At 59.0% G+C, this 15,637-nt stretch carries 21 protein-coding genes; 11 read left to right on the top strand and 10 right to left on the bottom strand.

What is annotated here, in order from left to right:
- Positions 1 to 97: 97 nt before the first annotated feature.
- From QN399_RS24995 to QN399_RS24980, 4 genes are all read right to left on the bottom strand, one after another.
- A complete protein-coding gene (locus QN399_RS24995) occupies positions 98 to 655 on the bottom strand; it encodes a DUF3304 domain-containing protein (protein WP_330201834.1) in 558 nt (185 codons plus the stop codon).
- Complete coding sequence (locus QN399_RS24990; protein ID WP_330201833.1) at positions 640 to 1,161, bottom strand: DUF3304 domain-containing protein; 522 nt, start codon at positions 1,159 to 1,161, stop codon at positions 640 to 642. The genes QN399_RS24995 and QN399_RS24990 overlap by 16 nt, the downstream gene beginning before the upstream one ends.
- On the bottom strand, positions 1,158 to 1,967 hold the full coding sequence (locus tag QN399_RS24985) for a DUF4123 domain-containing protein (RefSeq protein ID WP_330201832.1): 810 nt from the start codon (positions 1,965 to 1,967) through the stop codon (positions 1,158 to 1,160). Before QN399_RS24985 ends, QN399_RS24990 begins: the two co-directional genes overlap by 4 nt.
- Positions 1,968 to 2,330: 363 nt before the next feature.
- Positions 2,331 to 2,750: a TM2 domain-containing protein gene (locus QN399_RS24980; protein WP_322218436.1), complete on the bottom strand. Its 420-nt coding sequence runs from the start codon at positions 2,748 to 2,750 to the stop codon at positions 2,331 to 2,333.
- Positions 2,751 to 3,000: 250 nt separating this feature from the next.
- Between QN399_RS24980 and QN399_RS24975 the strand changes: the two genes are divergently transcribed.
- Positions 3,001 to 3,684, top strand: coding sequence for a C40 family peptidase (locus tag QN399_RS24975; RefSeq protein ID WP_322218438.1), 684 nt, complete (start codon positions 3,001 to 3,003; stop codon positions 3,682 to 3,684).
- Between the two features lie 81 nt (positions 3,685 to 3,765).
- Here the strand turns inward: QN399_RS24975 and QN399_RS24970 are convergent, their stop codons facing one another.
- Complete coding sequence (locus QN399_RS24970) at positions 3,766 to 4,800, bottom strand: type IV pilus twitching motility protein PilT (RefSeq protein ID WP_330201831.1); 1,035 nt, start codon at positions 4,798 to 4,800, stop codon at positions 3,766 to 3,768.
- 55 nt (positions 4,801 to 4,855) lie between these two features.
- Here QN399_RS24970 and QN399_RS24965 point away from each other — a divergent pair, with 55 nt between their 5' ends.
- From QN399_RS24965 to QN399_RS24925, 9 genes are all read left to right on the top strand, one after another.
- A complete protein-coding gene (locus QN399_RS24965) occupies positions 4,856 to 5,542 on the top strand; it encodes a YggS family pyridoxal phosphate-dependent enzyme (protein ID WP_322176875.1) in 687 nt (228 codons plus the stop codon).
- A 27-nt stretch (positions 5,543 to 5,569) separates the two neighbouring features.
- Positions 5,570 to 6,388 carry a pyrroline-5-carboxylate reductase gene (proC, locus tag QN399_RS24960; protein ID WP_322176876.1) on the top strand — a complete coding sequence of 273 codons (819 nt, stop codon included), beginning with the start codon at positions 5,570 to 5,572 and terminating at the stop codon, positions 6,386 to 6,388.
- A 27-nt stretch (positions 6,389 to 6,415) separates the two neighbouring features.
- Positions 6,416 to 7,006, top strand: coding sequence for a YggT family protein (locus tag QN399_RS24955; RefSeq protein WP_322176877.1), 591 nt, complete (start codon positions 6,416 to 6,418; stop codon positions 7,004 to 7,006).
- Positions 7,007 to 7,108: 102 nt separating this feature from the next.
- Positions 7,109 to 8,248: a homoserine O-acetyltransferase gene (locus QN399_RS24950; RefSeq protein ID WP_322176878.1), complete on the top strand. Its 1,140-nt coding sequence runs from the start codon at positions 7,109 to 7,111 to the stop codon at positions 8,246 to 8,248.
- Between the two features lie 7 nt (positions 8,249 to 8,255).
- Positions 8,256 to 8,876, top strand: coding sequence for a methionine biosynthesis protein MetW (gene metW, locus QN399_RS24945; protein WP_322176879.1), 621 nt, complete (start codon positions 8,256 to 8,258; stop codon positions 8,874 to 8,876).
- Between the two features lie 23 nt (positions 8,877 to 8,899).
- Entirely contained in the window at positions 8,900 to 9,334 is a 435-nt protein-coding gene (locus tag QN399_RS24940) for a DUF4426 domain-containing protein (protein WP_322176880.1), read from the top strand.
- Entirely contained in the window at positions 9,331 to 9,927 is a 597-nt protein-coding gene (rdgB, locus tag QN399_RS24935; RefSeq protein ID WP_330201830.1) for an RdgB/HAM1 family non-canonical purine NTP pyrophosphatase, read from the top strand. Before QN399_RS24940 ends, rdgB begins: the two co-directional genes overlap by 4 nt.
- Positions 9,924 to 11,153 carry a radical SAM family heme chaperone HemW gene (gene hemW, locus QN399_RS24930; RefSeq protein ID WP_322176882.1) on the top strand — a complete coding sequence of 410 codons (1,230 nt, stop codon included), beginning with the start codon at positions 9,924 to 9,926 and terminating at the stop codon, positions 11,151 to 11,153. Before rdgB ends, hemW begins: the two co-directional genes overlap by 4 nt.
- Before the next feature lie 9 nt (positions 11,154 to 11,162).
- Positions 11,163 to 11,486 carry a DUF3392 domain-containing protein gene (locus QN399_RS24925; RefSeq protein WP_322176883.1) on the top strand — a complete coding sequence of 108 codons (324 nt, stop codon included), beginning with the start codon at positions 11,163 to 11,165 and terminating at the stop codon, positions 11,484 to 11,486.
- A gap of 76 nt (positions 11,487 to 11,562) precedes the next feature.
- Here QN399_RS24925 and trmB read toward each other — a convergent pair whose 3' ends face one another.
- The 4 genes from trmB to QN399_RS24905 form a co-directional block, all read right to left on the bottom strand.
- Positions 11,563 to 12,210, bottom strand: coding sequence for a tRNA (guanosine(46)-N7)-methyltransferase TrmB (gene trmB, locus QN399_RS24920; RefSeq protein ID WP_322278472.1), 648 nt, complete (start codon positions 12,208 to 12,210; stop codon positions 11,563 to 11,565).
- A 97-nt stretch (positions 12,211 to 12,307) separates the two neighbouring features.
- Positions 12,308 to 13,102, bottom strand: a complete 795-nt coding sequence (locus QN399_RS24915) for a thiazole synthase (protein ID WP_219062850.1) — start codon at positions 13,100 to 13,102, stop codon at positions 12,308 to 12,310.
- A gap of 78 nt (positions 13,103 to 13,180) precedes the next feature.
- A complete protein-coding gene (thiS, locus tag QN399_RS24910) occupies positions 13,181 to 13,381 on the bottom strand; it encodes a sulfur carrier protein ThiS (RefSeq protein ID WP_322182924.1) in 201 nt (66 codons plus the stop codon).
- 114 nt (positions 13,382 to 13,495) lie between these two features.
- Complete coding sequence (locus QN399_RS24905) at positions 13,496 to 13,873, bottom strand: DUF423 domain-containing protein (protein ID WP_330201829.1); 378 nt, start codon at positions 13,871 to 13,873, stop codon at positions 13,496 to 13,498.
- Between the two features lie 81 nt (positions 13,874 to 13,954).
- Between QN399_RS24905 and mtgA the strand changes: the two genes are divergently transcribed.
- Entirely contained in the window at positions 13,955 to 14,665 is a 711-nt protein-coding gene (gene mtgA / locus QN399_RS24900) for a monofunctional biosynthetic peptidoglycan transglycosylase (RefSeq protein WP_322278473.1), read from the top strand.
- 103 nt (positions 14,666 to 14,768) lie between these two features.
- On the opposite strand, the gene rpoH is transcribed toward mtgA, so the two are convergent.
- A complete protein-coding gene (gene rpoH / locus QN399_RS24895; protein ID WP_219062854.1) occupies positions 14,769 to 15,626 on the bottom strand; it encodes an RNA polymerase sigma factor RpoH in 858 nt (285 codons plus the stop codon).
- Positions 15,627 to 15,637: the final 11 nt, after the last annotated feature.

The following is a 15,637-nucleotide window of genomic DNA, read 5'->3' as shown; positions in this document are numbered from 1 at the left end:
AGCCCCACATCCTCGGACGTGCGCGGCAGCAGCCCCTCTTTGGGGAACGGCGGGGTCGGCGTTAAAGGCGCCGGGGCCGGGCGTTGAGAACCTGAATTCAAGGTAATGGACATTTGGCAGGGACTTCCATTTTGAGGGGGTAGTTGTAGGGGTGATTGGGGCGGCCGTGGTAGCTGGGACTGGCGGCGACCTTGACTTGATCGCAAGGCAGAAAGTGCACATTGACCAACCCGAGTTGCTCATACGGCGCCACCTCCACGACAGCGCGATGGCGGGTGTATTTGGTTTCGTGTTCGTCCATCCGTCTACGCCACGCGTCGGTAAACGGGGGTTCAGACCAATATCGAGAAGCACCAACATTCGGATCCTTCTCCCACTCCACCACCACGGTCAGGCCGGGGTGCCACTGGCGCGGCAGGCTCACGCAGCAGTTCTGGCTACCGCCCCCGCCGTAAGGGCCGATGTTCGGACCGCCGTTGCCGTTGACCATGAAGTAGTTGATCGCCGCCGAGGTGTGGCTGTAGCCCTCGATAGGCGCGCCGAGTCGGTCGGGCAGTGATTTGCTGCAGGCTTGCAGCGCAAGGCAGGCGAGCGCAGCCGCCACCCAAAGCGCTGGCCTTCGGCGTGAGGCGCCAGGTTTTAGGACGCGGGACATACGGCAGGCTCTTCCATTTTGGACGGGTAGTTGAAGGGATAACCGGCTTGGCCAGGAGTAACGGCGACAGCCGAAACGGCAACTTGGTTGCAGGGCAGGAAATGAACATCGATGACGCCGAGTTCTTCATACGGCGCCACCTCCACGACGGCGCGATGCCGGGTGTTGTTGAGCTTCTCTTTCTTCATTCGCGCGCGCCACGCATCAATAAACGGGGGTTCAGGCCATTTGCCGTAGGCGTGCGGCGTCGGATCCTTCTCCCACTCCACCACCACGGTCAGGCCGGGATGCCACTGGCGCGGCAGGCTCACGCAGCAGTTCTGCTTGCCGCCCCCGCCGTAAGGGCCGATGTTCGGACCGCCATTGCCGTTGACCATGAAGTAATTGATCGCCGCCGAGGTATGGCTGTACCCCTCGATAGGCGCACCCAGTCGGTCGGGCAGTGATTGGCTGCACGCTTGCAGCGCAAGGCAGGTCAGCAGGCAAAGCGCGAGCGGGCGCCTCATGCCAAACCACCGTTCTGCGGCAGGTCTTCGGGCAGGTGTCGGGCCAGCCACTCGATCATAAATGCCCGGTGCTCCTCGCCCTCAAGGTGGAGGTCACTGGCGGCGAGGTGCCCCAAATACAGCAGGGAGACTCGTTGTTCCTTGCCGACCCGGTAGTTTCGTTTCGGCAAACCGTGGGTTTCTTCCCATTGCTCGGCATCACTCCAGGTGCACACGGACTCGACCTGAAACGCGTTCATCATCAAGGGCGTACTGGGGCGAGTAAATTCGTGAAAGGGGAGGTTGTAGCCACCGATGATTTGCGCTTTGTGATCGCGATCGGTCCAGTGCCAACTGATGACGGGGGCATGGAAGTCGCGAGCCGCGTCTTCGATAAACACGCCACTGATGTGCTTGAACAACCGGTTGTCGTAGTAACGCAGGATGCCGCTCTTGGTGCCTTTGTCCCAATGCGCCTGGGTGTAATAACGCAGGTGCTCGCTCAACGCGTCGAACGGCCAGGGGCTTAACAGCGACAGCACGCGGGACTGGCGTTCGAACGCCCTGACAAACGCGCCCAGCCAGTTCACCTGGGCCGCGTGTGCCCAGAACACGCGAACATGCACAGGGCCTTGTGCGGCCAGTGCGTGTTCAGGCGTGCCCTCAAGCAGCGGTGTGTGCAAGGGCGGCGGGTCGAGCTCGGCCAGCCGTTGCAGCAAGGGGTAATCCAGCAACGTGGCGTTGATGATCATGTCGAGGTAGTCGAGGTTTGCCGCGTTGGCGTGTTGTTTCAGGTCGCGCAGACACGCGGGGATTTCAACGTCCATGGTGGAGTCCTGAAGGTAGTAGGCTAAGGCTTGGCTGATGAGATAACGCTGGCATCCCGCTGCCCTGCCTTTTGTAAGGGGAGTTTTCAAGGGCAATATCAGCGAGAGCGTCCTCGCCGTATGTAGTCCAGATCTCTGTCGTGTTGCAGGAAAGGTCTGAAATGTTGACCTACAAAAAAACCGCCGTTCGTGAGAAGGGCGGTTAGGGGATATCAGGGGGGGGTATTTGAAGGAAATGGAAATAATAAAATGTGTGCGGGCATTCGATAGCGATGCAACGTTGCACGAGTAAGGCGCGGTCGTTCCACCGACTGTAGAAAATTTCTATCAGTTACAGCTAGCTTGATGGGAGCATTACTGGCTTTACCCCCGTCGCGCATTCTCGATAGAAATCTGGTCATTCAGGGTCCAGAAGTCATACAACACGCCCAGCAGAAAAAATCCGCCGGTGAATAGATAGATGATCCCGGTGATCCATTTGCCTTGGTACATCCGGTGCACGCCGAACACGCCAAGGAATGTCAGCAAGATCCAGGCGACGCTGTAGTCGATGGAACCCGCGTTAAAACGCAGGTCGGCTTCGCGGTCCATGCTCGGGATCAAAAACAGGTCGATCAGCCAACCGATACCCAGCAGACCCAACGTAAAAAACCAGATAGTTCCGGTGACTGGCTTGCCGTAATAGAAGCGATGCGATCCGGTAAAACCAACAATCCATAGCAGGTAACCAAGAATCTTGCTGTGGGTGTCCTGAGGTTGGATGTCCTGACGATAGCTGTTCATTCACTGCCTCTTTTAAGCTGATAGAAAAAAATATCTGTAAATTTTGTGACTTTAATGTGGAGCTCCGACGTATGGCACAAACCTTAAAAGCTTGGCGCAACCCCTTGTAATTAAGGGCTTTGCCAAAATCCATGTGACACATTACCGCAATAATGGGCACGTTCGTTCCGCATTTGTTTCGACCAGCGGGGTCAGAACGACGCAAAAAGCTGTTATAAAGTTGCGCGCTGACCAATAAGAGCCCTGCCTAATGCGTCCAATTTTCAAGACATGGCTAACTATTTGCCTGCTTATGCCGCTGGCCGCCCACGCCACCAACCGTGAGCAACAGTTACCGCCAAGCTTCACTGGTTTCACCGCAAAATCCCATTCTTCACCAACACCCGTAGCCACCGCTTCCATCGAACCAACAGCTCCAACCCGGACAAGTCACCGTCCCGCTCACGGAAAATCCGTGAGCAAAACCGCTGCAAAAACCAAGAACAAAGGCAAAACCGGCACCGTCGCACAAATGCCGGTCAAACAGAGCAGCGCGGTGTTAAGCCGGGCAGTGAATGTGCTTGGTACTCCTTATCGTTGGGGCGGCAGCAGCCCAAGTAAAGGGTTCGATTGCAGCGGTCTGGTCAAATACGCTTTCCGCGATGTGAACGAAGCCGATTTACCGCGCACCTCGAATGCCATGGCTGCAGGCCACGGGCAGAAAGTTGAACGCAAGGATTTGAAACCGGGAGACTTGTTGTTCTTCACTATAAAGAGCAGCAAGGTCAATCATGTTGCCATTTACCTGGGCAATGACCGCTTCATCCATGCCCCTCGTCGCGGCAAAGCAGTGTCGATCGATACGCTGAAGAAGCCTTATTGGGACGACCATTACGTGCTCGCCAAGCGGGTCCTGCCAAAGAACGATCCCGTCCTGCGCATCTCTCAGCGTTGACGGTATAGCCTGCGTTCGCGCAGGCAATGCGCCGGAGTGTCCTTCGGCGCATCCTTCCCTCCCCCCGCAAATAGCCCGCGCTTAGAAGTTGTCTGGTGTCTTGGCCTTCTCCCTAGCACCTTCGCGGGTGATCAGGCCTCTGGTCACCAACTCTTTCAAGCTCATGTCCAGCGTCTGCATGCCCAACGAACCTCCCGTCTGGATCGATGAGTACATCTGCGCGACCTTGTCCTCGCGAATAAGGTTACGGATCGCCGGTGTACCAATCATGATTTCGTGTGCGGCGACCCGCCCGCCACCGACTTTCTTGACCAGCGTTTGCGAGATAACGGCCTGCAACGACTCGGACAGCATCGAGCGCACCATCGATTTCTCTTGCGCCGGGAACACATCGACAACCCGGTCGATGGTTTTCGCCGCCGACGTGGTGTGCAGCGTGCCGAACACCAAATGTCCGGTTTCCGCAGCGGTCAGCGCCAGGCGGATGGTTTCAAGGTCACGCATTTCACCCACCAGAATGATGTCCGGGTCTTCCCGCAAGGCCGAACGCAAGGCCTCAGAGAAGCCCAACGTGTCTCGATGGACTTCGCGCTGGTTGACCAGGCACTTCTTCGATTCGTGGACGAACTCGATCGGGTCTTCAATCGTCAGAATGTGGTGATGCTTGTTACTGTTCAGGTAATCGATCATCGCCGCCAGGGTGGTGGACTTCCCTGAACCGGTCGGGCCGGTAACCAATACCAGCCCGCGCGGCACGTCGGTAATCTTGCGAAACACTTCTCCCATGCCGAGATCGTCCATGGTCAGGACTTTCGACGGAATAGTCCGAAACACCGCACCGGCACCCCGATTCTGGTTGAAAGCGTTCACCCGGAACCGCGCAATACCAGGCACATCGAAGGAAAAGTCAGTCTCCAAAAACTCCTCGAAGTCCTTGCGCTGCTTGTCGTTCATGATGTCGTAGATCAGTTCCTGAACCTGTTTGTGGTCCAGCGCCGGCAGGTTGATCCGCCGTACATCGCCATCGACTCGAATCATCGGTGGCAGCCCGGCGGAGAGATGCAAGTCCGACGCGCCCTGCTTGGCACTGAAAGCCAGCAGCTCGGTAATATCCATAGGGCTCCCCAATCACATAGAATGCCGCAGACCTTAGCCCTGCTGGCGCAAATCAATGTCCACGATAGCAGACAACGTTTCCCAAGTTGATGAGCGAATTCGCGCAGCAGCCCTTGCGGCGCAACGCGACCCATCGACCATCCACTTGCTGGCCGTAAGCAAGACCAAACCTGCCGCTGCTTTGCGCGAGGCGTTTGCCGCCGGACTGCGTGACTTCGGCGAAAACTACTTGCAGGAAGCCTTGAGCAAACAGCTTGAATTAGCTGACCTGCCCTTGTGTTGGCATTTCATCGGCCCCATTCAGTCAAACAAGACTCGCGCTATCGCCGAGCACTTTGCCTGGGTGCACTCTGTGGATCGCTTGAAAATCGCTCAACGCCTGTCCGAGCAACGCCCCGCAGAGCTCCCGCCGCTCAACATCTGCATTCAGGTCAACGTCAGTGGCGAAGCGAGCAAGTCTGGTTGCACGCCGGCCGACCTGCCCGCCTTGGCCGCCGCGATCAGCGCATTGCCGCGCTTGAAGTTGCGCGGGCTGATGGCGATTCCCGAACCCACCGATGACAGCGCGGAACAAAACGCTGCTTTTGCGACGGTACGCCGCCTGCAAGACAGCCTGAACCTGCCGCTGGACACACTGTCCATGGGCATGAGCCACGACCTGGAAGCCGCCATTGCACAAGGCGCAACCTGGGTTCGAATCGGAACGGCTCTTTTTGGTGCCCGCGATTACGGCCAGCCATAAATCCATTTTGCTAACAGGAACTCAGTCATGAGCAACACTCGTATTGCCTTTATCGGTGCCGGAAACATGGCCACCAGCCTGATCGGCGGGTTGCGCGCCCAAGGCGTGGACGCGGCACTGATTCGTGCCAGCGATCCCGGCGCCGAGCAACGCGCCAAAGTCGCCGCCGAGCATGGCATTGAGCTGTTCGCCGATAACGCCCAGGCCATCGAAGGCGCGGACGTCGTGCTGATCGCGGTAAAACCACAAATGATGAAGGCCGTGTGCGAAGCATTGCGCCCAAGCCTCAAGCCCGGCCAACTGGTCGTGTCCATCGCCGCCGGTATCACCTGCGCCAGCATGAACAAGTGGCTGGGTGAACACCCGATCGTGCGCTGCATGCCCAATACTCCGGCACTCCTGCGCCAGGGCGTGAGCGGCCTGTACGCCACCGCCAGTGTTTCCAGCGAACAACGCGAGCAGGCCGGGCAACTCCTGTCGGCCGTCGGCATTGTGCTGTGGCTGGACGATGAAAAGCAGCTGGACGCTGTCACCGCAGTGTCCGGCAGTGGTCCGGCGTATTTTTTCCTGTTGATCGAAGCCATGACCGCCGCAGGCGAAAAACTCGGCCTGCCGCGCGAGACCGCTGCTCAACTAACCCTGCAGACCGCCTTGGGCGCGGCACTGATGGCCACTGGCAGCGATGTTGATGCCGCTGAGCTGCGCCGCCGTGTAACCTCCCCTGCGGGTACCACGGAAGCGGCTATCAAATCTTTCCAGGCTGGCGGCTTCGAAGCCCTGGTCGAAACAGCACTCACTGCTGCCGCGCATCGTTCGGCAGAAATGGCCGAACAGCTGGGCCAGTAACTTTTTAGGCCATTGAGGAGCAGACCGATGATCGGACTGAACACCGCTGCAATTTATGTTCTGCAAACCGTCGGCAGCTTATACCTGCTGATCATTCTGCTGCGCTTCGTGCTGCAACTGGTTCGCGCAGACTTCTACAACCCTCTGAGCCAGTTCGCCGTGCGTGCCACCCAGCCGCTGCTCAAACCACTGCGGCGGATCATTCCGAGCATGTTCGGGCTGGACATGTCCTCGCTGGTTCTGGCGATCATCGTGCAGTTTTTGCTGTTCGCCCTGATCTTCCTGCTGGCTGTAGGGTACATAAACAACCCGCTACTGCTGTTGGTCTGGTCGCTGATTGCGGTCACCTCACTGTTCCTGAAAATTTTCTTCTACGCCCTGATCATCAGCGTGATCCTGTCCTGGGTCGCACCGGGCAGCCATAATCCAGGGGCAGAACTGGTCAACCAGATTTGCGAGCCTGCTCTGGCGCCGTTCCGCAAGATTCTGCCGAACCTGGGCGGCCTGGATATTTCGCCGATCCTGGCGTTCATGGCACTCAAGCTGCTGGACATGCTGGTGATCAACAACCTCGCCGCCATGACCTATATGCCTGAAGCCCTGCGTCTGCTGATCTAAGCCTCACTCCGCCACATGCAGGCACCGGCAGGTCCGGTGTTTGCTTGCTGCTAAGGGCCGCGGTCTTTAGACTTACGCCTCATTTATGCGAGAGCAGGGTCGATGCCCACGGTCTTTCCCCACGATTCTGTTGGTCTGGTCACGCCGCAACTGGTGCATTTCAGCGAGCCGCTAGCGTTGGCGTGCGGTCGTTCGCTGCCTGCCTACGACCTGATTTACGAAACCTACGGCGAGCTCAATGCTGCCGCCAGCAACGCCGTGCTGATCTGCCATGCACTCTCCGGGCACCATCATGCGGCCGGCTTCCATAGCGTCGATGAGCGCAAGCCCGGTTGGTGGGACAGCTGCATCGGTCCCGGCAAGCCTATCGACACCAACACGTTCTTTGTCGTCAGCCTGAACAACCTTGGCGGCTGCAATGGCTCGACCGGCCCCAGCAGCATCAATCCCGAGACCGGCAAGCCTTTCGGCGCCGATTTCCCGGTGCTGACCGTGGAAGACTGGGTCAACAGTCAGGCACGCCTGGCCGACACCCTGGGCATCCAGCAATGGGCGGCCGTGGTCGGTGGCAGCCTGGGTGGCATGCAGGCGTTGCAGTGGACCATCAGCTACCCGGACCGGGTCCGCCACTGCCTGGCCATCGCATCGGCGCCCAAGTTGTCGGCGCAGAACATCGCCTTCAATGAAGTGGCGCGACAGGCGATCCTGTCCGACCCGGACTTTCATGGCGGTTATTTCCAGGAATACGGTGTGATCCCCAAGCGCGGCCTGATGCTGGCGCGCATGGTCGGGCACATCACGTACCTGTCCGATGACTCGATGGGCGAGAAATTCGGGCGTGGCCTGAAGAGCGAAAAACTCAACTACGACTTCCACAGCGTCGAGTTCCAGGTTGAAAGCTACCTGCGCTATCAGGGCGAAGAGTTCTCCGGGCGCTTCGATGCCAACACCTACCTGCTGATGACCAAGGCACTGGACTACTTCGACCCGGCCGCCAATCACGGCGACAACCTGGCACTGACCTTTGCCGGGGCCAAGGCTGATTTCTGCGTGATCTCCTTCACCACCGACTGGCGCTTCTCGCCAGCCCGTTCGCGGGAGCTGGTGGATGCGCTGATGGCGGCGAAAAAGAACGTCTGCTACCTGGAAATCGATGCTCCGCAAGGCCATGACGCCTTTCTGATTCCGATCCCGCGCTACTTGCAGGCCTTCACCAGCTACATGAACCGAATTGCACTCTGAGGACACCATGAGAGCCGACCTGGAAATTATCCAAGACTGGATCCCTGCCGGCAGCCGGGTGCTCGACCTCGGCTGCGGCGATGGCGAACTGCTGGCCTGGCTGCGCGATCACAAGCAAGTCACGGGTTACGGCCTGGAAAACGACGCCGATAACATCGCTCACTGCGTCGCCAAGGGCGTTAACGTCATCGAGCAGGATCTGGACAAAGGTCTCGGCAACTTCGCCAGCAACAGCTTCGATGTCGTAGTCATGACCCAGGCCCTGCAAGCCGTGCACTACCCCGACCGGATTCTCGACGAGATGCTGCGGGTCGGTCGCCAGTGCATCATCACCTTCCCCAACTTCGGTCACTGGCGCTGCCGTTGGTACCTGGCCAGCAAGGGCCGGATGCCGGTGTCCGACTTTCTGCCGTATACCTGGTACAACACGCCGAACATACACTTCTGTACGTTCGGCGACTTCGAAGAGCTGTGCCGTGGCCGCAAAGCGCGCGTCATCAACCGGCTGGCCGTCGATCAGCAACATCGACATGGCTGGGCCAGCAAGCTATGGCCTAATCTGTTAGGTGAGATCGGGATCTACCGCGTCAGCAGCCCTGGCCTGCAAGATCACCGGATCGCGATTTGAATCACTGCCCAAGGAGAACGATCATGCGTCGCTTAGCTCTGTTTCTATGTGCTCTATGCCTGGCCCTGCCGGCCATGGCCGCGGATTACGCCAAGCCCGAACGCCTGGAAAAATTTGGCGATGTGACGGTGCACTACAGCGCCTTCACGTCCAGCTTCCTGCAGCCTGACATTGCCAAGGCCTCCGGCCTCGTGCGCAGCAAGAATCAGGGGGTCATGAACATCGCCGTGCTCAAGGCCGACAAGCCCAGTGCCGCCAGCGTCACCGGCACGGTCAAAGACCTGACCGGTCGCAGCACCACCCTGACGTTCAAGCAAATCACCGATCAGGGCGCGGTGTATTACATTGCGCAATTCCCGATCGTGCAGCAAGAAACCCTCACTTTCACTATCAATGTTCAGGCTGGTGGCGCGACCAACAGCTTCAGCTTTAACCAGGAACTGTTTCCAGGCGAATGATGACGTTCACGCAACTTGTTCTGGCCAGCCATAACGCTGGCAAGCTGAAAGAACTCCAGGCCATGCTTGGTGACTCCGTGCACCTGCGTTCCATCGGTGAGTTCAGCAGTGTCGAGCCGGAAGAGACCGGCCTGTCATTCGTCGAAAACGCGATCCTCAAGGCGCGCAATGCCGCCCGGATTTCCGGACTGCCGGCGCTGGCCGACGACTCCGGGTTGGCCGTGGACTTTCTGGGTGGTGCGCCAGGCATTTATTCGGCCCGGTACGCCGACGGCCAGGGCGATGCGGCGAACAACGCCAAGCTGCTGGAGGCGTTGAAGGATGTACCCGCCGACCAGCGTGGCGCGCAATTCGTCTGTGTTCTGGCACTGGTGCGGCACGCAGATGATCCGCTGCCGATCATCTGCGAAGGCCTGTGGCACGGGCGCATCCTGAGCGCTGCAAGCGGTGCACACGGTTTCGGCTACGACCCTTTGTTCTGGGTGCCCGAGCGTGACTGTTCGAGCGCAGAGCTCAGCCCCGTGGAAAAAAACCAGCTTAGCCACCGCGCCCGCGCCATGGCGTTGCTGCGTCAGCGCTTGCGCCTGCAATGACACCGGACACGCCCGTACAACCGCTGTTTCTGGGTGAGACCGGTTTTTCCTCGGCCGCTCCTTCCACCCAGAGCCCGAGGGCAGGCTTGCCACACCTGCCACCCTTGGCCCTGTACATCCATATCCCGTGGTGCGTGCGCAAATGCCCGTACTGCGACTTCAACTCGCACACGGCCAGCCCGGTCTTGCCCGAACAGGAATACGTCGACGCATTGCTGGCGGACCTTGATCAAGACCTGCGGCACGTTCATGGCCGCGAGCTGAGCTCGATTTTCTTCGGCGGCGGCACGCCCAGCCTGTTCAGCGCCAACGCGCTGGGCCGTCTGCTCAAGGGCGTGGAACAGCGCATCCGTTTTGCCGGCGACATCGAAATCACCCTTGAAGCCAACCCCGGCACTTTTGAGCAAGCCAAATTCAGCGCGTATCGCGGGCTTGGCATCAATCGGCTGTCGATTGGTATTCAGAGTTTCCAGGAAGAGAAGCTCAAAGCGCTGGGCCGCATCCACAATGGCGATGAAGCCATTCGCGCAGCCGACATGGCGCGCCAGGCTGGTTTCGATAACTTCAACTTGGACTTGATGCACGGTTTGCCGGATCAGTCGCAGGAAGACGCACTAAACGATTTGCGCCAGGCCATCGCGTTAGCGCCGACGCATCTGTCGTGGTACCAACTGACGCTGGAACCGAACACGGTGTTCTGGAACCAGCCGCCGAGCCTGCCGGAGGACGACATCCTGTGGGACATTCAAGAAGCCGGACAGGCGTTGCTCGCCGAGCACGGTTATGCGCAATACGAAGTGTCGGCCTACGCCCAACCCGGCAGACCTGCGCGGCATAACCTCAATTACTGGAGCTTCGGCGACTTCATCGGCATCGGTGCCGGCGCGCATGGCAAGCTCAGCCATCCCGACGGGCGCATCGTACGCACCTGGAAGACCCGCCTGCCCAAGGATTATCTGAACCCGAACAAGGCGTTCAAGGCTGGCGAAAAGCTGCTCAGCAACGAAGAAATGCCCTTCGAATTCCTGATGAATGCCCTGCGCCTGACAAATGGCGTCGACGCGGAGCTATTTCGCGAGCGCACCGGTCTAAGCCTCGACACCCTGGCCAGCGCCCGGCAACAGGCCGAGCAGCGCGGCCTTCTGGACGCCGATCCGACACGTCTGGTCGCCAGCGCCCGGGGCCAGTTGTTCCTCAATGACTTGCTGCACTATTTTTTGACCTAAGGACTTTGCATGGACCTTGTACTCGACCTGCTCGCCACCGTCTCGCGCTGGAGCCGCAGCAACCTTTCCGAAATCGCCCTGGCGTTGGTCGGTTGTCTATTGGTGTTGTTTGGTGCCGACATCAAAGGCTGGCTGGAAGGACGTATCGGTGGCTTGGCGGGCGCGTTGCGCGTACCCGTCATGGCCCTTTTGTGCACAATCGGCAGCGGCGCGGCACTGATCTACGCCACCCCATGGGTTATCCGCGGGCTGAGCCAGTTCAACAACTACAGCCTTGCGCCTGTGCTGTTGGTGGTGTTGATCTTGATTGGGGTTGTAGCGGATCGCCGCTAAAGAACACCTATAGGAGCGCGCTTACCCGCGATAAGGTCGGCACGACCTTAAGGATGCAAGCCCGCTCCTACAGGTTTTACGCCAGCTTCTCGAACTTCAAATCCCACACGCCATGCCCAAGCCGCTCACCGCGACGTTCAAACTTGGTGATCGGGCGCTCGGTTGGGCGAGGTACGCATTTTCCGTCTTCGGCCTGGTTGCGATAGCCCGGCGCAACGTTCATCACTTCCAGCATGTACTCGGCATAGGGTTCCCAATCGGTGGCCATGTGCAGAATGCCGCCGACCTTGAGCTTGCTGCGCACCAACTCGGCGAACTCCGGCTGAACGATACGGCGCTTGTGGTGACGGCTTTTGTGCCACGGGTCCGGGAAGAACAGCATCAAACGGTCGAGGCTGTTGTCGGCAATGCAACGGTTGAGCACTTCGATGGCATCGCAATCGTAGACGCGCACGTTTGTCAGCCCCTGGGTCAGCACGCCATTCAGCAGCGCGCCCACACCCGGGTGATGCACTTCGACGCCAATGAAATCGTGCTCGGGCGAGGCTGCCGCCATTTCCAGCAGCGAATGGCCCATGCCGAAGCCGATTTCCAGGGTACGTGGCGCCGAGCGACCGAATACCTGATCAAAATCCACGGGCGCATCAGCCAGCGGCAAGACGAACAGCGGCCGGCCCTGATCGAGGCCGCGTTGCTGGCCTTCGGTCATACGTCCGGCGCGCATCACAAAACTCTTGATGCGACGGTGTTGGCGCTCTTCGCCCTGTTCGGGAACAGACGGCTCTGGGTTGGAAACGTGCGAATCAGTCATCAACGGGCTCTTACTTGATCAGACCATCCAGCGGCGAGGAGGCGCTGGCATAGAGTTTCTTGGGCATACGGCCAGCGAGATACGCCAGACGACCGGCGACAATCGCGTGCTTCATGGCTTCGGCCATCATCACCGGATTTTGCGCATGGGCGATGGCCGAGTTCATCAGCACCGCCTCACAGCCCAATTCCATGGCGATGGTGGCATCGGAAGCAGTACCGACGCCCGCATCGACCAGAACCGGCACTTTGGCCTCTTCGAGGATGATCTGCAGGTTGTAGGGATTGCAGATACCCAGACCGGTGCCGATCAGGCCTGCCAGCGGCATGACCGCGATGCAGCCGATTTCCGCCAGTTGGCGCGCAATAATCGGGTCGTCACTGGTGTAGACCATGACGTCGAAACCATCTTTGACCAGAATCTCGGCGGCCTTGAGGGTTTCGATCACGTTCGGGAACAGGGTTTTCTGGTCGGCCAACACTTCCAGCTTGACCAGGTTTTTACCGTCGAGCAGCTCACGGGCCAGACGGCAGGTGCGCACCGCTTCGATAGCGTCGAAACAACCGGCGGTGTTCGGCAGGATGGTGTAGCGATCCGGCGGCAGGATGTCGAGCAGGTTCGGCTCACCCGGGTTCTGCCCAAGGTTGGTCCGACGCACGGCGACGGTGACAATTTCGGCACCCGAGGCTTCAATGGCCAGGCGCGTGGACTCCATGTCCGGGTACTTGCCCGTGCCAACCAGCAGGCGCGACTGGAAAGTACGACCGGCCAGAGTGAAAGGCTTGTCGGTGCGAACGTTGCTCATCGGAAATCCTCTTTAAGGTTGAGGTTCTTGCAGATTTGAATCGAAAGACTGACGACCCGCTGGATCGACTGAAGCGGCCTAGCCGCCACCGATGGCGTGCACCACTTCGACCTGGTCGCCTTCGCGCAGGGCCGTGGAAACGTGCTGGCTGCGCGGGACAATATCCTGATTGAGCTCGACCGCCACTCGACGCCCGGTCAGGTCCAGACGGATAAGTAACCCCGCGACGGTTTCACCGTCGGGCAGTTCAAAGGATTCACCGTTCAACTGAATGTGCATGCGATAAGCAGCCATCATTTTAAGGGCCAGCATTCTAGCCCGATCATTACGTATGACCAAGGCAAAGCCACGCCATTCGTCTCAAGTGGAGCCCAGAGGTCAGGCTCGAATATGTTAGACCGTGCCCAGGCGCCATGCCGCCAGGCCCAGCAGCAACCAGCCCACCAGGAAGGCCAGCCCACCAAACGGAGTGATGATCCCAAGCCGGGTGACACCGGTCAGGGTCAACAGGTACAGGCTGCCAGAGAACAACACAATACCGACGACAAACGAGATGCCCGCCCACGTCATCAATCGGCCAGGGATCTGCACGGCAAGCAATGCAACGGCTAATAAGGCCAAGGTGTGGACCAGCTGGTACATCACACCTGTATGGAAAATCGCCAGATACTCCGCGCTCAGGCGATTTTTCAGGCCGTGAGCGGCAAACGCACCCAGGGCTACGCCGGTAAAACCGAAAAAGGCAGCAAGCATCAAGAAGCCACGAAACATCTCAAACTCCAGTCAACGATCATTCAATTGCGCAGGGTCTGTATAATGGCCCGCTCGACTGCTCCGGCCAAGCCATCTCTTATGCTGCGTTTCCTCTTCAACCGTGTCGTCAAAGCCCTGTTCTGGTTCGCAGCAGCCAGCGTTGTGCTGGTATTGATCTTTCGTTGGGTGCCGCCACCCGGTACCGCGCTGATGGTCGAGCGCAAGATCGAGTCCTGGACCGACGGCCAGCCTATCGACCTGCAACGCACCTGGCAGCCCTGGGACAAAATCTCCAACGACCTGAAAGTGGCGGTGATCGCGGGTGAAGACCAGAAATTCGCCGAGCACTGGGGGTTCGATGTCGACGCGATTCAGGCTGCGCTGGCCCATAACGAACTCGGTGGCTCGGTACGCGGCGCCAGTACGCTGAGCCAGCAGGTATCGAAGAACCTGTTCCTGTGGTCGGGCCGTAGCTGGCTGCGTAAAGGGCTGGAGGCCTGGTTCACCGGGTTGATCGAGGTGTTCTGGTCCAAGCAGCGGATTCTTGAGGTTTACCTCAATAGCGTCGAGTGGGACGACGGCGTGTTTGGCGCCGAAGCGGCTGCGCGGCATCACTTCGGTGTGAGCGCTGGCGGGCTCTCGATGCAGCAGGCCAGCTACCTCGCCGCCGTGCTGCCCAATCCCCGCCAGTGGAGCGCCAGCCACCCCAGTAGCTACGTGGCGCGCCGTGCCGGCTGGATTCGTCAGCAAATGCGTCAGTTGGGTGGGGATGAGTATCTGGTGGGCTTGAACCACAGCCGGAAGTTTTAATTCAGCATCGTTGGTGTCTGGACTGACGCCTTCGCGCTTATCTGACACAACAAAAAACGCCCCAATCACATGATCGGGGCGTTTTTTTGTGTCGAGCAGCTGTTTACGCAGCGATCGACAATTTGAGCTTGTTCATCGCGCTCTTTTCCAGCTGACGAATACGCTCGGCGGAGACGTTGTACTTCTGCGCCAGGTCATGCAACGTGGCCTTCTCCTCAGACAACCAGCGCTGATAAAGAATGTCACGGCTACGGTCATCAAGGACATCCAGCGCCTGGTGCAGATTGGCAGTGGAGTTATCGGTCCAGTCGGAATCTTCCAACTGCCGGGCCGGGTCGTAACGGTGGTCTTCCAGGTAATTGGCAGGCGACTGGAAGGCGCTGTCATCGTCCGCTTCGGCAGCCGGATCGAATGCCATGTCGTGGCCCGTCAGGCGGCTTTCCATTTCGCGCACTTCGCGCGGCTCTACACCGAGGCTTTCCGCCACACGATGGACTTCTTCATTGTTCAGCCACGCCAGACGTTTTTTCTGGCTGCGCAGATTGAAGAACAGCTTGCGCTGCGCCTTGGTCGTGGCGACTTTGACGATGCGCCAGTTGCGCAGAATGAATTCATGAATTTCAGCTTTGATCCAGTGCACAGCGAACGACACCAGGCGCACACCCATTTCCGGGTTGAAGCGTTTGACGGCCTTCATCAGGCCAACGTTACCTTCCTGGATCAGGTCAGCCTGTGCCAGGCCATAACCGGAATAACTGCGTGCGATATGCACCACAAAACGCAGGTGGGCGAGCACCATCTGCCGAGCCGCCCCTAGATCCTGCTCATAATAGAGACTCTCGGCCAGTTCACGCTCCTGCTCGGGCGTCAGCAATGGAATGCTGTTGACCGTGTGCACGTAGGCCTCCAGGTTTGCGCCTGGGGCCGCTAATGCATAAACAGGTTGCAAAGAAGTGGTCATACGAAAAAAAC

The sequence above is a fragment of the Pseudomonas sp. 10C3 genome (assembly GCF_036346185.1).
In the GTDB taxonomy this organism is placed as follows: Bacteria; Pseudomonadota; Gammaproteobacteria; order Pseudomonadales; family Pseudomonadaceae; genus Aquipseudomonas.
The sequence above is the reverse complement of the archived record's forward strand: the minus strand, read 5'-3'. Positions and strand labels throughout refer to the sequence as shown.

What these genes read in the sequence shown, in the direction of transcription:
- QN399_RS24995 (WP_330201834.1), bottom strand. Translation starts at nt 655, where the DNA reads ATGTCCCGCGTCCTAAAACCTGGCGCCTCACGCCGAAGGCCAGCGCTT.
- QN399_RS24990 (WP_330201833.1), bottom strand. Translation starts at nt 1,161, where the DNA reads ATGAGGCGCCCGCTCGCGCTTTGCCTGCTGACCTGCCTTGCGCTGCAA.
- QN399_RS24985 (WP_330201832.1), bottom strand. Translation starts at nt 1,967, where the DNA reads ATGGACGTTGAAATCCCCGCGTGTCTGCGCGACCTGAAACAACACGCC.
- QN399_RS24980 (WP_322218436.1), bottom strand. Translation starts at nt 2,750, where the DNA reads ATGAACAGCTATCGTCAGGACATCCAACCTCAGGACACCCACAGCAAG.
- QN399_RS24975 (WP_322218438.1), top strand. Translation starts at nt 3,001, where the DNA reads ATGCGTCCAATTTTCAAGACATGGCTAACTATTTGCCTGCTTATGCCG.
- QN399_RS24970 (WP_330201831.1), bottom strand. Translation starts at nt 4,800, where the DNA reads ATGGATATTACCGAGCTGCTGGCTTTCAGTGCCAAGCAGGGCGCGTCG.
- QN399_RS24965 (WP_322176875.1), top strand. Translation starts at nt 4,856, where the DNA reads ATGTCCACGATAGCAGACAACGTTTCCCAAGTTGATGAGCGAATTCGC.
- proC (WP_322176876.1), top strand. Translation starts at nt 5,570, where the DNA reads ATGAGCAACACTCGTATTGCCTTTATCGGTGCCGGAAACATGGCCACC.
- QN399_RS24955 (WP_322176877.1), top strand. Translation starts at nt 6,416, where the DNA reads ATGATCGGACTGAACACCGCTGCAATTTATGTTCTGCAAACCGTCGGC.
- QN399_RS24950 (WP_322176878.1), top strand. Translation starts at nt 7,109, where the DNA reads ATGCCCACGGTCTTTCCCCACGATTCTGTTGGTCTGGTCACGCCGCAA.
- metW (WP_322176879.1), top strand. Translation starts at nt 8,256, where the DNA reads ATGAGAGCCGACCTGGAAATTATCCAAGACTGGATCCCTGCCGGCAGC.
- QN399_RS24940 (WP_322176880.1), top strand. Translation starts at nt 8,900, where the DNA reads ATGCGTCGCTTAGCTCTGTTTCTATGTGCTCTATGCCTGGCCCTGCCG.
- rdgB (WP_330201830.1), top strand. Translation starts at nt 9,331, where the DNA reads ATGATGACGTTCACGCAACTTGTTCTGGCCAGCCATAACGCTGGCAAG.
- hemW (WP_322176882.1), top strand. Translation starts at nt 9,924, where the DNA reads ATGACACCGGACACGCCCGTACAACCGCTGTTTCTGGGTGAGACCGGT.
- QN399_RS24925 (WP_322176883.1), top strand. Translation starts at nt 11,163, where the DNA reads ATGGACCTTGTACTCGACCTGCTCGCCACCGTCTCGCGCTGGAGCCGC.
- trmB (WP_322278472.1), bottom strand. Translation starts at nt 12,210, where the DNA reads ATGCGCGCCGGACGTATGACCGAAGGCCAGCAACGCGGCCTCGATCAG.
- QN399_RS24915 (WP_219062850.1), bottom strand. Translation starts at nt 13,102, where the DNA reads ATGAGCAACGTTCGCACCGACAAGCCTTTCACTCTGGCCGGTCGTACT.
- thiS (WP_322182924.1), bottom strand. Translation starts at nt 13,381, where the DNA reads ATGCACATTCAGTTGAACGGTGAATCCTTTGAACTGCCCGACGGTGAA.
- QN399_RS24905 (WP_330201829.1), bottom strand. Translation starts at nt 13,873, where the DNA reads ATGTTTCGTGGCTTCTTGATGCTTGCTGCCTTTTTCGGTTTTACCGGC.
- mtgA (WP_322278473.1), top strand. Translation starts at nt 13,955, where the DNA reads ATGCTGCGTTTCCTCTTCAACCGTGTCGTCAAAGCCCTGTTCTGGTTC.
- rpoH (WP_219062854.1), bottom strand. Translation starts at nt 15,626, where the DNA reads ATGACCACTTCTTTGCAACCTGTTTATGCATTAGCGGCCCCAGGCGCA.